Raw genomic sequence first — 12,933 nt, 5'->3', positions numbered from 1 at the left:
TCGCTTTAGCGGACAAGGGGCGCGCGCCATCCCACGGATCGGCGCGCGCCCTGCTTGGCTCAGGTCTTGTCCAAGAACGCCTTCAACAGCGCCGCGACGGCCTCGGGCTGCTCGTAACAGGGCAGGTGGCCCGCTTTCGCGATCTCGTGGAACTCGGCGCCGCACAGCTCCGCCGTGCCGCGCACCAGATCGGGCGGGGTCGAGGCGTCATCCGCACCCGTCATCGCCATCACTGGCAGCGTCAGCGCCCGCGTCGCCTCGGTCTGATCGGCCCCGGCAATCGCCGCGCAGCAGCCCGCATAGCCCTCGTCGGGCCCACGTTCGAGCATGTTGCGGCAAAGCGTGAACTCCGCCGGGTGGGACTCGGCGAAACCGGGCGCGAACCAGCGTGCGAGGATCGCGTCGGAGATGCTTGCGATGCCGTCGCGGCGCACATTAGCGATCCGCTCGTTCCACATCTCGGGCGTGCCGATCTTGGCGGCGGTGTCCATCAGGACCAGCGCGCGCAGAAGATCGGGGCGGCGCGCGGCGAGGCTCTGTCCGATCAGCCCGCCGATCGAGAGGCCGATAAAGGTCACATCGCGCAGCCCGAGCGCATCGCAGATCGCGGCGGCATCGTCCGAGAGGTCCTCGATGCTGTAGGGGCCGGGCGGGCAATCGCTCAGCCCATGCCCGCGCTTGTCGAAGCGGATCAGCCGCAGACCCTCGGGCAGATGCGGGATCAGCGCCTCCCAGAGCCGCAGATCGCTGCCGAGCGAATTGCCGAACATCACCACACGGCCGTCGCGCGGGCCCTGGTCGAGAATGTGGAGCGTCACCCCGTCATGGGTCAGTGCGTGCATGAAAGCCTCCTCTTTGCGGGAGGTTGTAGCGCACGGGACGGGGGAAGGAAAACATACCGCGGAGGTATCGGGGGTTACCTCGGTGATACCTTATGCGGAGGTGGCGGGATCTCCTTGGCGCGGGGCGACCAGCCCCGGGCCGCGCCCGACCTCCCCCCGGGAGGGCGCATTGGCGAGGGCGTCGCGGGTATAACCAGTCTACGGGCTTGCGAGATAAAGCGCCAAGCCACAGAGCGCGTACAGCGCCCACCCGAGGTCGGGCGCGGCCCTTTCCGCCCCAAAACGAAAAAGGCCACCCCCGAGGGGATGGCCAGCCTCCGAAACTGCGGAGAGGAATTACTCGGCCGGCTCGGCCACTTCGTCCTTGGTCTCCGCCTCGGCCATCGCGGCCTCGACGATGGGCGTGCCATAGACGAAGAAGTCCTGCGGAAGCTCGCCGCCGAACCAGACGCCGCCCCCGTTGAAGAAGTTGCTTTCGTCCCAGGTCAGGGTTTTCCAGTCCGGATCGAAGATCAGGTAACCGGTGTCGCCGAACAGCTCGATACGGTTGCCGCCGGGCTCGTAGACATACATGAAATAGGCCTGCGAGACGCCGTGCTTCGCCGGGCCCGCCTCGATCGTGACATCGTATTCCTGCAGGATGTCGGCGAGGTCGAGCATCTGGCCCTGATTGCCATACCAGAAAGCGACATGGTGCAGACGGTTGCCGGGGCCAGCCTGATCCTTGGTGAAGGCGACCTCATGCACGAGCGGGTTGACCGAGAACCACGCGGCCAGCTCGTCCGAGCCGCCGAAGACCACGTTCTCACGCTTGAGGAAGCCGAGATTGTCCTGCAGGAACTTGCCGTTCTTGGTCACGTCCGAGCAGAGCAGGTTGACGTGATCGAGACGACGCACCGGCACCCCGCGCAGAGGACGCTTCTGGGCGCGCGAGAGCAGCTTCGATTTCAGCTCTGCCGGGGCCTCGTAATACTCGACCTCCCAGAACAGGTGCTGCTTGTGGCCGTCCGGCGTCGTGAATTCATAGGCGCGGCCGTAACCCTTGTGGCCCTCGACCCATTTGCCCGGATTGCCCGAGGCCTCGAGCACGGCCACGCGGCGCTCCAGCGCCTGCGGCGAGGAGGCGCGCCAGCCCACCATGCCAATCCCGGCCTTGTCCGAGCGGGTCAGCTTCAGCGAGTGGTGATAGCGGTCCTCGTAGCCGCGCAGATAGCAGGATTTGCCGTCATCCTCGGTCGGCGTCATGCCCAGAACGTCGTGGAAGAACCAGAAGCTTTCCTCGAATTTGGGGGTGAAAAGTTCGATGCAGGCAAGCTGCGCGATATCGTGGATCTGTTCCTGAAAGCTCATGGTGTCCTCCCTAAAGCTCGATAAGGTGAATGCGGTCAGTTTGCGGGGGCCTTCTCGTGGCCGTTGGTCGGGGCTGTGCCGTTCGAGGCGGCGGCGGGTTGCTCGCTCGCTTCGGCATATTTCGGCTCGCCCGCGACCGCGTAATGGCCCGAGCGCAGCTCGTTGAGCATGATCCGAACGGCCTGCGGCTTGACGCCCAGCGTCTCGACCGTCGCGCGCGTGACCTCGCGCATCAGCGCTTCTTTCTGCGCCTCGGTGCGGCCTTCCATAAGGTTGATCTGGATTACCGGCATGACGGCTCCTCTGTCTCGGGACGCGCCCTCATTCCCCGCGTGTCGGGGCCTCCTCGGCGTGTCCGTGGACCGAGATTGGGGCAGAAAAGGCGATACGATCAAATACCATTTAGTCCGGGTTGCGATACCGAAGGCGCATCGCTCCGGGTAAGAGGAAACCCGTCATATGGCATGATGCAGCACCCGGATCGCGTCCGGTCTGTCACATGAGAAACGTTTCTCAAGTGACGGAATTTATTGACTTAAACTACGTGCGACTTCGAGGAAGTTCGCGACGATCGGGGACGTGTCACCCTCTCGCGAGATGCAGGAGATATCGACCCGCGCGGTCTCGCTCACATCGCTGATAGGCAGGCATTTCACGCCTTCCATGATGACCGATGTGATCGATTGCGGAACGACCGAGACGCCGAACCCCGCCGCCACCAGCGCCATCGCGGTAAAGCCGTCGCCCACGACCTGCGCGACATTGGGCGCGAACCCCGCCTCGTGGCAGAGCCCCGTGACCTTCTCGACGAACCCCTGCGCGCGGCTGGCGGGAAACAGCATCATCGGTTCGCGCGCCAGTTCCGACAGCGCGACGCTCTCGCGATCCGCGAAAGGCCCCGGATCGGGCACGACGATATAGAGCGGCTCCGAGGCCAGCTCCTCGATCGCCAGACCCGGCACCGGCGTCAGCATCCGGTTGAAGCCCAGATCGATCGAGCGGTTCTGCAGCCCCTCGATCTGCGCCAGCTTGTCGAGCGCATGCATCACCACTTTCACATCCGGGTAGCGGCGTTTGAATTCGAGGATGATGCGCGGGATGAAGCTGAGGATCGCGGTGCCGAAGATCGCGATGTCGATCCGGCCAAGCCCGCCCTCGGATGCCCGATGCACCCGGTCCGCCGCCTGATCGAGCAGCGCCGCGATATTGCGCGCCTCATCGAGAAACAACGCCCCCGCTTGCGTCAGCTCCACACCGCGGGGCGTACGGTTGAAAAGCTGCGCGCCGAGCTGTTCCTCCAGCGCCTGGATTTGGCGGGTGATCGGCGGCTGGGAGACATGCAGCCGCTCGGCCGCGCGACCGAAATGCAGCTCCTCGGCCACGGCGATGAAATAGCGAAGCTGGCGCAGGTTCATGACATTCCCTTTCCGCGTCCACAGTTACGCGAACGCGCGCCCCGGGCAAGCCGGGACGCGCGCACAAGCCTTGAGACGAGGGAGGACGCTCACAGCTTGAGGCAGAGGTTCGTCCGCTCGGTGTAGAATTCGAGCGAATGCACCCCGCCTTCGCGCCCGATCCCGGAGGATTTCGAGCCACCGAAGGCCGTGCGCAGGTCGCGCAGGAACCACGAATTGACCCAGACGAGGCCCGCCTCCATCTGCCCGCCGACGCGATGCGCGCGGCTGAGGTTTTCGGTGAGGATCGTGGCCGACAGCCCGTAATTGGTGTCATTGGCCATCGCGATCACCTCGTCCTCGCTGTCGAAGGGCTGGATGTGGCAGCAGGGGCCGAAGATTTCCTCGCGCACGATGGGGCTGTCCTCGGGCAGTCCGGTCCAGATGGTCGGTTCGACGAAAAAGCCCCCTTGGCGATAATCGCCCTGCGCGAAGTCCGGCACGCCGCCGCCGGTGATGATCTGCGCGCCCAGATCGGCGGCCTTTTTGTAATAGCTCAGCACCTTTTCGCGATGTTCGGCGGAGATCAGCGGGCCGATGGTCGCGCCGTCGGTATCCGGGCCGCCTTGGATCAGAGCTTCCGCCCCCGCTTTCAGACGGCTGACGAATTCCTCGAAGACGGGGCGTTCGACATAAATCCGCTCGGTGCCCAGACAGACCTGCCCGGTATTGGCGAAACACGAGCGCATCGTGACCTCGATCGCCTTGTCCATATCCGCATCGGCAAAGACGATGGCGGGGTTCTTGCCGCCGAGTTCAAACGACACATCGCGCAGACCCACCGCGGCCTGTTTCATGATCGCCTCGCCGGTGCGGGTCTCGCCGGTGAAGGTGATGCCGTTGACGCCCGGATGCTGGGTCAGCAATTCGCCCGCGCTTTCCGGCCCGAAGCCGTGGATGACGTTATAGACGCCTTTCGGGATGCCCACCTCGTTCATCATCTCGCCCAGCAGGGTCGCGGTGGCGGGGCTTTCCTCGGACGGTTTCACGACTACCGTGTTGCCGCAGGCCAGCGCGGGGCCAACTTTCCATGTCATCAGCAGGAAGGGTGCGTTCCAGGGCGAGATCACCCCGATCACGCCTTTCGGGCGGTGCAATTCGAGATTGGCCGCGCCCGTGCCGTCGGGCGTATCCATGTGGAAATACTCGCCGCCCGTGTTCTTGAGCATCTCCGCGAAGATCCGGAAATTCGCCGCCCCGCGCGGAATCTCGACCTTCTCGGCGAAGCCGCGCGTGTGGCCGGTATCTTGCACTTCCGCTTCCATGAAATCGGCCTTGCGCGCGTCGATCGCGTCGGCGAGCTTCATCAACAGATCGCAGCGTTGCGCCTTCGGCATCTTGCCCCAGGGGCCTTTCAGCGCCGCCTGTGCCGCCTCCACCGCGTCATTCACATCCTCGGCCAGCGCCTCGTGCACATCGGCGATCTTCTCGCCGGTCGAGGGGGAAATCTTGTCGAAGGTCTTGCCCGATTGCGCGGCGCGGTATTCGCCGTCGATGAAGAGCTTATGCGTGGTCATATCGTCCTCCCGTGAGCCACCTCTTGGGCGACAAGCTAGGCAACCCGGCCGATACGCTCCAATGCTTTTCTATCCCGCACGCGATACCGTTTTTGCATGATGCCGCATCGGGGCGCGATGCAAAACCCGTATCAAGCCCGGCCCGTCAAAGTATTGGAGCGTATCGCGCCGCCGTCTTAGCCTTGATCCGGAGGCAGCCCGTATCGGTTTCACGAGACCGACGCAGATGAGGGCCGCGACGGAGGACATATGCTGGACAGCACCAAGATCGAGAGCTTGGGCGATGCGCTCTATGACGCGCTGCGCTCGGGCCGACCGACCCAGAAAATCAGCGCGCTCGAACCCGAGAGCGATATCGAGGACGCCTATCGCATCCAGTTGCGAATGCTGGAGCGGCGTCTGGAGGCGGGCGACGAGGTCGTCGGCAAGAAGATCGGCCTGACCAGCCGCGCCATTCAGGACGCGCTTGGCGTCTACCAACCCGATTTCGGGCAGGTGACGAAGCGGATGCTGTTCGAGGACGGCGCGACGATCGACCTGTCGAAACTGATGCAGCCGCGCCTCGAGGGCGAGCTGGCCTTCCGGCTCAAGGAAGACCTGATCGGGCCGGGCGTGACGGTGACGGATGTGATCCGCGCGACCGACTATGTGACGCCGTGCTTCGAGATCGTCGATACCCGGTATCAAGATTGGCAGATCAAGATCCAGGACACCGTGGCGGACAATGCCTCCTGCGGCGTGTTCGTGCTGGGCGAGGCCAAGGCCGATCCGCGCGATCTGGACCTGAGCCTCGCAGGCATGGTGATCGAGAAGAACGGCGAAGTGGTTGCGACAGGGGCCGGGGCGGCCGTGCAAGGCTCGCCGGTGATGGCGGTCGCATGGCTCGCCAATACGCTCGGGCGTCTGGGGATCCCGCTGATGGCCGGTGAGATCATCTTGTCGGGCGCGCAGGCGCCGCTACTGGCTGTCACGGATGGCGATCATTTCACTTGCGAGATCGCGGGCATCGGCACCTGCGAGATGCGTTTTGCCGGGAGGGCGATGGTATGAGTCTCGATCAACCGAAGACCGTCGATGAGGAAGCGATCATCCGCATGGCCGAGCGCGTCGAGACCGCGCAGCGCTACGCGGTGCCGATCCGCAAGCTGACCGAGGATTACCCCGATCTGAGCATCGCCGACGCCTATCGCGTCCAGACCGCGCTGCGGCGCAATCTGGAGAAGAAGGGCGAGCGCGTGATCGGTTGGAAAGCGGGTCTGACTTCGAGGCCGAAGATGGCGCAGATGGGGGTCTCGACCCCCGGCGTGGGCTTTCTGACCGACGCGATGGAGCGTCCGGCGAATTCCAAGATTGCCGTCAGCGACATGATCCACCCGCGCGTCGAGGCCGAGATCGCTTTTGTCACCCATGCCGAACTGTCGGGCAAGGTCACGCGCGACGAGGTGCTGGCGGCCACCGATTACGTCCAGCCCGCGCTGGAGGTGATCGACTCGCGCTTCACCGGGTTCAAGTTTGATCTGGAATCGGTGCTGGCCGACAATTCCAGCTCGGCGCGCTTCGTGCCGGGCGGGCGGATGATCCGGCCCGATGCGCTCGACCTGCGGACCGTGGGCGTCGTGTTGGAGCATAACGGCGAGATCGCGCAGATCGGCGCGGGCGCCGAGGTGCTGGGCCATCCCGCCGAGGCGATCGCGATGCTGGTCGGTGTGCTGGGTGACATGGGCGAGGTGCTGCCCGCGGGCAGTTTCGTGATGGCTGGCGCGATCACCGCCGCCGTGGCCGTCAAACCCGGCGATTCCATCACCGCGAGATTTTACGAGATGGGCTCGATCACGGTGACCTTCACCGAGTGATCCCGAGCCAAGGAGGATGAAGATGCGCAAGATCAAATGTGCCCTGATCGGATCGGGCAATATCGGAACCGATCTGATGTTCAAGCTGCTGCGCTCCGAGGTGCTGGAGCCCGTCTGGATGGTTGGGATCGACCCCAATTCTGACGGACTCAAGCGGGCCAAGGACAAGGGGCTGAAGGTCACCCATGAGGGTGTCGACGGGCTGCTGCCCCATGTCGAGGCAGACGGTATCCAGATCGCTTTTGACGCGACCTCGGCCTATGTCCATGCCGAGAACTCGCGCAAGCTCAATGAGATGGGCGTGTTCATGGTCGACCTGACGCCTGCCGCGATCGGCCCCTTATGTGTGCCGCCGGTGAACCTCGGCGATCTGGCCAAGGCGACGCCGATGAACGTCAACATGATCTCCTGCGCGGGTCAGGCGACGATCCCGATCGTCTCGGCCGTGGGCGCGGTGCAGAGCGTCGAATATGCCGAGATCATCGCCTCGCTGTCGTCGAAATCCATCGGGCCGGGCACGCGGGCGAACCTCGACGAGTTCACTTTCACCACCTCGAACGCGATCGAGAAGGTGGGCGGCGCAAAGAAGGGCAAGGCCCTCGCGATCATCAACCCCGCCGATCCGCCGATGATCATGCGCAACACGATCTATTGCGAGGTCGAGGGCGAGCCGGACCAGGCGGCGATCACCAAATCCGTCAAGGAGATGATCGCGCAGGTTCAGCGCTACGTGCCCGGCTACAAGCTGGTGAACGGCCCCGATTTCGACGGCAATCGCGTCGCGGTCTTCATGGAGGTCGCAGGGCTTGGCGACTACCTGCCGACCTATGCGGGCAATCTCGACATCATGACGGCGGCGGCGGCACGCACCGCCGAGATGTTCGCCGAACGGATCCTCGACGGGTCGATGAAACTCAAGAAACTGGAGCCGGCACAATGACCTCAGAGAGCGTGATCCAACAGAAAGTGAAATCCGGCCTCGAGGGCCGCAAGGTCAAACTGCACGACATGTCCCTGCGCGACGGGATGCATGCCAAGCGCGAGCAGATCCCGGTCGAGATGATGGTCAAGATCGCCAAGGGTCTCGACGCGGCGGGCGTGCCTTACATGCAGGTCACCCATGGCGCGGGTCTGGGCGGCAATTCGATCCAGCATGGCCGCGCGCCGGCGTCGAACGCGGAATATATCTCGGCGGTGGCCGAGGTGGTGACACAGGCCACAATTTCGGTGCTGCTGATCCCCGGTCTCGGCACGATGAAAGAGCTGGAAGAGGCCTATCAGTGCGGCGCGCGCTCGGTCCATGTGGCGACCCACTGCACCGAGGCCGACACCTCGCCGCAGCATATCGCCTTCGCGCGCAAGCTCGGGATGGATGCGTCGGGCTTCCTGATGATGTCGCACCTGAACTCGGCCGAGGGGCTGACCGAACAGGCGCTCCTGATGGAGAGCTATGGCGCCAACACCGTCTATGTCACGGACTCGGCGGGTGCGATGCTGACCCATGAGGTCACCCATGCGATCTCGATGATGCGCGATGCGCTGAAACCCGAAACCGAGATCGGCTTCCACGGCCACCACAATCTCGGCCTCGGCATCGCGAATTCCATCGCAGCCATCGGTGCGGGCGCGACCCGCATCGACGCTTCGCTGGCGGGGCTGGGCGCGGGCGCAGGCAATGCGCCGATCGAGGTGCTGGCCGCCGTCTGCGACCGGATGGAGATCGAGACCGGCTCGGACACCTTCGCGCTGATGGATCTGGCCGAGGATGTCGTGGTCCCGTTCATGGATCACGTCGTGCGTGCCGACCGCGAGGCGCTGACGCTGGGCTTTGCCGGGGTCTATTCGACCTTCCTGCTGCCCGCGAAACGCGCAGGCGAGCGCTTCGGCATCCCGGCGCGCGACATCCTTGTCGAACTGGGCCGCAAGAAGATGATCGGCGGTCAGGAAGACATGATCCAGGACACGGCGATGACCATGGCCCGCGAACGCGGCCTGCTGAAGGAGAGCGCCTGACGAGATCCTTTCCGCGCGTCGGTCCCAACGGCGCGCGGAAAGCCGGACCGGGTAGGGGAAGAGGAGCCCTGACTCCCGGAGCGACCGGACCAGAGAAACGCGAAGGGAGGAAATCCATGAAACTGAAACGCGCCGCGCTCGCTTTGAGCGCGCTGATGTCGCTTGCCGCATTGCCGGCCCATGCCATCGACGTGGCTCCGGGGGATTACAACATCCTGCCGCCCGGCACGAATATCGGGCTGCTTTATCTGCAGCATCAAAGCGCCGATACGTTCGAGCTCGGCGGGACGAAAGTGCCCGACAGCAAGGCCAAGGTGAACGTGATGGTCCTGCGCGGGCTGCATTATTCCGAAGCCTTCGGGATGCCTGCGCTCTATCAGGCGGTGCTGCCGATCGTGAATTTCGAAACTGCGCGCATCGGCGGTGGCGATCAGCCGACCAAATCGGGCGTGGGCGATCTGACGCTGGGCTTCTCGGTCTGGCCGGTGCAGCCGTCGAACCCAGAGACAGGGACAACGCTGGGCGTGACCGCCTTCGTGACCGCCCCGACGGGCCAGTATGAAGCGGCGAAGGTCAGCGCGGGCTCTGGGACGTGGACGCTGACGCCGCAGATCGGGTTCATTCAGGGGCTCGGGCAGGGGCTCTATTTCGACGCGATGGCCGATGTGGCCTTCACGATGGACCACACGGAGAGCGGCCAGAAGATCGAGCGCAGCCCCGCCACGCAGGTGCAGGCCTATCTGCGCAAACAATTCGGCCAGAAGACCTCCGTGTCTTTCGGTCTGTCCTCACAGCGCGGCGGCAAGATCAAGGTGGGCGGCGCCGATACCGGCCAGCGCACCGAGCGCGATCAGCTCCGCCTCTATGCCAACACCTTCGTCACCCCGACCGTCCAGGTGCAGGGGATGCTGGCCAAGGACGTGAACAGCGATGGCGGGTTCCGCAACGACGTGGTCGCGGAGCTGCGTTTCCTGAAGGTCTTCTGATCCTCCCCGGCCGGGCGCGAGCCCTCATTCGTGCCCGGCATTATCCAATACCTTTTGCGATAGTGAGGAGGGTTCCGTTATGACCTATATGGTATCAACGGGAGGAGGCGTGGGAATGGACTTCAAGCGGCTCAAATATTTCCTCGCGGTGGCCGAGGAATTGCATTTCGGCCGCGCGGCGAACCGGCTCGATATCGCGCAGCCGCCGCTGTCGCGCCAGATCGCGGCGCTGGAGGCCGAGCTGGAGGTGCAGCTCTTCGACCGCTCGCGCAGCCAGATCCGGCTGACGCAGGCGGGCGAGGTGTTGCAGGATCACGCGCGGCAATTGCTCGAACGGCTGGATGCGGCCTATCGCGAGACGAAGATGGTGGGCTCCGGTGCGGGCGGGCGGCTGCGGATCGCCTTTGTCGGCTCGGCTTCGCACGGCGTGCTGCCGACGCTGATCAAATCCTACCGATCCTTCTATCCGGAGGTCGAGCTGCAGCTCTCGGCGATGAACAATGCCGAGCTGCACACCGCGTTGGTCAGCCGGGAGATCGACATCGCGGTGGCGCGCCCGATCCTCGACGACGAGGAGTTCCGCCGCGAGCCGCTCTGCACCGAGCCGTTGATCCTCGCGCTGCCCGACAATTCCGACCTCGGCACCCGCGCCGAGATCCATTTCGCTGACCTCGCCGATAAGACCTTCGTGCTCTATCCGCGCAAGCCCCGGCCCAGCTATGCCGATGTCGTGCTCGATATCTGTGCGCGGGAAGGGTTCAAGCCGAAGGCGGTCGATCTGGCGCAGGATTTTCAATCTGCGATCAGCCTCGTGTCGGTGGGCGTGGGGATCGCGGTGGTTCCGCAATCGGTGTCGCGCACGCAGCGCCCCGGCGTGATCTTCCGGCCTTATAAGGGCTATAATCCGGGGACCGGTCTGACCGTGCATGCGCGGCTCGATAATCGCGCGCCGCAGGTGATGCACTTTTTGGAAGTTACGCGAAAATTCGCGCGCAAACAGTAGTTTGTGGCGCGAAGTTAAAGCGATGCATTAAGCCGGTCGCGGGTCGTCTCGGAAGGTCGTGGCCTGCACGGAGGGGCGTTCGGCAAAGCCCACGTGCCATTCCGCCAGCGCCGGACGGCCCTCGCGCCAGCCCTCACCGTCGAAGCGGAAATCGAGGTAGCACAGCGCGACGCCGATGCTCAGATGTCCGATATCGAAAGGCCGCTCGGTCAGGCGCGCGGCATGACCTTCCAGCCAATCCGCAACCCGGTTCATCTTGGTGCGGTAGACGGCGAGCATCTGCTCGGACCGCTGTTTCTCGGGCCGCATCTTCAGCTCCACCAGCCACGGCAGCGCGACATCCAGAAGCCCCGTTCCCAGCGCCTCGTCGCGCTCGGCCTCGAGCCGCGCGGCGGGGGCGGCGGGGAAAAGCTGCGGGCCGTCTGCGCTTTCCAGATCGGCCCATTCGCAAACCACATGGCTGTCGAACAGCACGCGGCCGTCCTCCAGCTCCAGCGTCGGGATCTTGGACAGCGGGTTGATCGCCATCAGCCCCTCATGCGGGATCATCGGATCGGCATGGGTGCGCACGGTCTCGACCTGATCGGCCAGACCTTTCTCATGCAGCGCGACCATCGCTTTGCGGACGTAAGGCGAGCGCGGGGACCAGTGCAGGATCGGCATCGGCTTAGCCTTTCCGCGCGACGGAGGCCAGCACGTCCTCGTTCACCGTGATCCCGAGGCCGGGGCCGGTCGGGCAATGGACGTGGAAATCGGCAAAGCGGATCTCGCCGCCGGTGAGGTCCGTTTTCAGGATCTTCGGGCCGAAATGCTCGCAGCCCCATTCGAGCCGGGGCAGGGTCGAGAACACGGCCAGATGCGCCGCAGCGCCGATGCCGCTTTCGATCAGGCAGCCGCCATACAGCTCCATCCCGCAGGCCTGCGCGATCCCGGCGGCGCGCTTGATCTCGTTCAGACCGCCCGATTTCACAAGTTTCAGCGAATAGACGGAACCGGCTGCAGCGATGCCGTTGGCGATAATATCGGGGCCGGTGAAAGCGGCCTCGTCGACCATGATCGGGATCGCGGCGCGGGCGGCCACGCGCGCGGTGGCCGCAATCAGACCGGGACGCAGCGGCTGTTCGATCAGCGACACGCCCATCTCGGCCAGCTGCGGCAGGTAGCGGATCGCGACCGCTTCGGTCCAGCCCTGATTGACGTCGACGATGATCTCGGTGGCTTTGCCCTCCAGCGCCGAGACGATCTTGCGCAGGCGGATCATGTCCTGATCGGGCGTGTTGAAGCCCAGCTTGATCTTGAAGCGGCGATGCTCGCGCGCGTCGAATTTGCGGTCGGCTTCCTCGATCTCCTGATCGGCATCGCCCGAGGCGAGCGCCCAGATCACCTCGATCCGGTCGCGCACCGCGCCCCCCATCAGGACCGAGACCGGCAGATCGAGCGAGTGCCCGGCGGCGTCGTAGAGCGCGGCATCCACGGCGGCGCGCGCGGCGTTGTTACGGCTCGCGGCCTTGGCCATCTTGGCGGCGTTCAGCTCGAACTCGAGCGCGTTCGCGCCCGCCAGTGCCGGGGCCAGATACGTGTCGATATTGGCCTTCATCGCCTCGACGCTTTCCTCGGCCCAGCGGGGGCCGCCCAGCGTCGAAGCCTCGCCCCAACCGACCGATCCGTCGGCCAGTTCGGCGCGCACGATCACATAGGACTGGAAGTTGATTTCCGTGTTGGACAGCTTGTGACGCCGGGTCGTCGGGCAATCGACGATCATAGTCTCGATCTTCGCGATCTGGCGACCCGCATGGGCGTCCGCGCCCTGAAAATGATCTGCGAGTTTCGCAACGCCGGGCGTAGTCATCGGCTCTGTCCTTCGAAATATGTCATTGGTCTTCAAGGTAAATCCGGCGCCACGCGTGCGGCGCCG

At 64.6% G+C, this 12,933-nt stretch carries 13 protein-coding genes; 6 read left to right on the top strand and 7 right to left on the bottom strand.

The window, feature by feature from the left end; translation table 11 throughout:
- Nucleotides 1–59: 59 nt before the first annotated feature.
- The 5 genes from pcaD to ACZ7GB_RS00730 all read right to left on the bottom strand — a co-directional run bounded on the left by pcaD (nt 60) and on the right by ACZ7GB_RS00730 (nt 5,163).
- On the bottom strand, nt 60–842 hold the full coding sequence (gene pcaD, locus ACZ7GB_RS00750) for a 3-oxoadipate enol-lactonase (protein WP_472157250.1): 783 nt from the start codon (nt 840–842) through the stop codon (nt 60–62).
- Nucleotides 843–1,178: 336 nt separating this feature from the next.
- Entirely contained in the window at nt 1,179–2,192 is a 1,014-nt protein-coding gene (locus ACZ7GB_RS00745) for a VOC family protein (RefSeq protein ID WP_472157248.1), read from the bottom strand.
- Between the two features lie 35 nt (nt 2,193–2,227).
- Nucleotides 2,228–2,587, bottom strand: a complete 360-nt coding sequence (locus ACZ7GB_RS00740; protein ID WP_472157246.1) for a 2-hydroxymuconate tautomerase — start codon at nt 2,585–2,587, stop codon at nt 2,228–2,230.
- 132 nt (nt 2,588–2,719) lie between these two features.
- Nucleotides 2,720–3,607 carry a LysR family transcriptional regulator gene (locus tag ACZ7GB_RS00735; RefSeq protein WP_078519246.1) on the bottom strand — a complete coding sequence of 296 codons (888 nt, stop codon included), beginning with the start codon at nt 3,605–3,607 and terminating at the stop codon, nt 2,720–2,722.
- A gap of 89 nt (nt 3,608–3,696) precedes the next feature.
- A complete protein-coding gene (locus tag ACZ7GB_RS00730) occupies nt 3,697–5,163 on the bottom strand; it encodes a 2-hydroxymuconic semialdehyde dehydrogenase (RefSeq protein WP_472157244.1) in 1,467 nt (488 codons plus the stop codon).
- A gap of 249 nt (nt 5,164–5,412) precedes the next feature.
- Between ACZ7GB_RS00730 and ACZ7GB_RS00725 the strand changes: the two genes are divergently transcribed.
- The 6 genes from ACZ7GB_RS00725 to ACZ7GB_RS00700 all read left to right on the top strand — a co-directional run bounded on the left by ACZ7GB_RS00725 (nt 5,413) and on the right by ACZ7GB_RS00700 (nt 11,018).
- Nucleotides 5,413–6,213 carry a fumarylacetoacetate hydrolase family protein gene (locus ACZ7GB_RS00725; RefSeq protein WP_472157242.1) on the top strand — a complete coding sequence of 267 codons (801 nt, stop codon included), beginning with the start codon at nt 5,413–5,415 and terminating at the stop codon, nt 6,211–6,213.
- Nucleotides 6,210–7,016, top strand: a complete 807-nt coding sequence (gene dmpH, locus ACZ7GB_RS00720; protein ID WP_472157240.1) for a 2-oxo-3-hexenedioate decarboxylase — start codon at nt 6,210–6,212, stop codon at nt 7,014–7,016. The genes ACZ7GB_RS00725 and dmpH overlap by 4 nt, the downstream gene beginning before the upstream one ends.
- 22 nt (nt 7,017–7,038) lie before the next feature.
- Nucleotides 7,039–7,956, top strand: coding sequence for an acetaldehyde dehydrogenase (acetylating) (locus ACZ7GB_RS00715; RefSeq protein WP_472157238.1), 918 nt, complete (start codon nt 7,039–7,041; stop codon nt 7,954–7,956).
- A complete protein-coding gene (dmpG, locus tag ACZ7GB_RS00710) occupies nt 7,953–9,029 on the top strand; it encodes a 4-hydroxy-2-oxovalerate aldolase (protein WP_472157236.1) in 1,077 nt (358 codons plus the stop codon). The genes ACZ7GB_RS00715 and dmpG overlap by 4 nt, the downstream gene beginning before the upstream one ends.
- A gap of 116 nt (nt 9,030–9,145) precedes the next feature.
- Entirely contained in the window at nt 9,146–10,015 is an 870-nt protein-coding gene (locus tag ACZ7GB_RS00705) for a transporter (protein WP_472157234.1), read from the top strand.
- A 115-nt stretch (nt 10,016–10,130) separates the two neighbouring features.
- On the top strand, nt 10,131–11,018 hold the full coding sequence (locus ACZ7GB_RS00700) for a LysR family transcriptional regulator (protein WP_078519240.1): 888 nt from the start codon (nt 10,131–10,133) through the stop codon (nt 11,016–11,018).
- Nucleotides 11,019–11,045: 27 nt separating this feature from the next.
- Here the strand turns inward: ACZ7GB_RS00700 and ACZ7GB_RS00695 are convergent, their stop codons facing one another.
- Together ACZ7GB_RS00695 and ACZ7GB_RS00690 are read right to left on the bottom strand one after the other, a co-directional pair.
- Nucleotides 11,046–11,681, bottom strand: a complete 636-nt coding sequence (locus ACZ7GB_RS00695) for a glutathione S-transferase family protein (protein ID WP_472157232.1) — start codon at nt 11,679–11,681, stop codon at nt 11,046–11,048.
- A 4-nt stretch (nt 11,682–11,685) separates the two neighbouring features.
- Nucleotides 11,686–12,867 (bottom strand): muconate/chloromuconate family cycloisomerase, encoded by a 1,182-nt coding sequence (locus tag ACZ7GB_RS00690; protein ID WP_472157230.1) that lies wholly within the window; start codon nt 12,865–12,867, stop codon nt 11,686–11,688.
- Between the last annotated feature and the right edge of the window lie 66 nt (nt 12,868–12,933).

The sequence above is a fragment of the Thioclava sp. PTB-PU3-1 genome, assembly GCF_055666785.1.
The sequence above is the reverse complement of the archived record's forward strand: the minus strand, read 5'-3'. Positions and strand labels throughout refer to the sequence as shown.

Excerpts from the sequence above, each read along its gene's own strand:
- pcaD (WP_472157250.1), bottom strand. The coding sequence starts at position 842 with ATGCACGCACTGACCCATGACGGGGTGACGCTCCACATTCTCGACCAG.
- ACZ7GB_RS00745 (WP_472157248.1), bottom strand. The coding sequence starts at position 2,192 with ATGAGCTTTCAGGAACAGATCCACGATATCGCGCAGCTTGCCTGCATC.
- ACZ7GB_RS00735 (WP_078519246.1), bottom strand. The coding sequence starts at position 3,607 with ATGAACCTGCGCCAGCTTCGCTATTTCATCGCCGTGGCCGAGGAGCTG.
- ACZ7GB_RS00730 (WP_472157244.1), bottom strand. The coding sequence starts at position 5,163 with ATGACCACGCATAAGCTCTTCATCGACGGCGAATACCGCGCCGCGCAA.
- ACZ7GB_RS00725 (WP_472157242.1), top strand. The coding sequence starts at position 5,413 with ATGCTGGACAGCACCAAGATCGAGAGCTTGGGCGATGCGCTCTATGAC.
- dmpH (WP_472157240.1), top strand. The coding sequence starts at position 6,210 with ATGAGTCTCGATCAACCGAAGACCGTCGATGAGGAAGCGATCATCCGC.
- ACZ7GB_RS00715 (WP_472157238.1), top strand. The coding sequence starts at position 7,039 with ATGCGCAAGATCAAATGTGCCCTGATCGGATCGGGCAATATCGGAACC.
- dmpG (WP_472157236.1), top strand. The coding sequence starts at position 7,953 with ATGACCTCAGAGAGCGTGATCCAACAGAAAGTGAAATCCGGCCTCGAG.
- ACZ7GB_RS00705 (WP_472157234.1), top strand. The coding sequence starts at position 9,146 with ATGAAACTGAAACGCGCCGCGCTCGCTTTGAGCGCGCTGATGTCGCTT.
- ACZ7GB_RS00700 (WP_078519240.1), top strand. The coding sequence starts at position 10,131 with ATGGACTTCAAGCGGCTCAAATATTTCCTCGCGGTGGCCGAGGAATTG.
- ACZ7GB_RS00695 (WP_472157232.1), bottom strand. The coding sequence starts at position 11,681 with ATGCCGATCCTGCACTGGTCCCCGCGCTCGCCTTACGTCCGCAAAGCG.
- ACZ7GB_RS00690 (WP_472157230.1), bottom strand. The coding sequence starts at position 12,867 with ATGACTACGCCCGGCGTTGCGAAACTCGCAGATCATTTTCAGGGCGCG.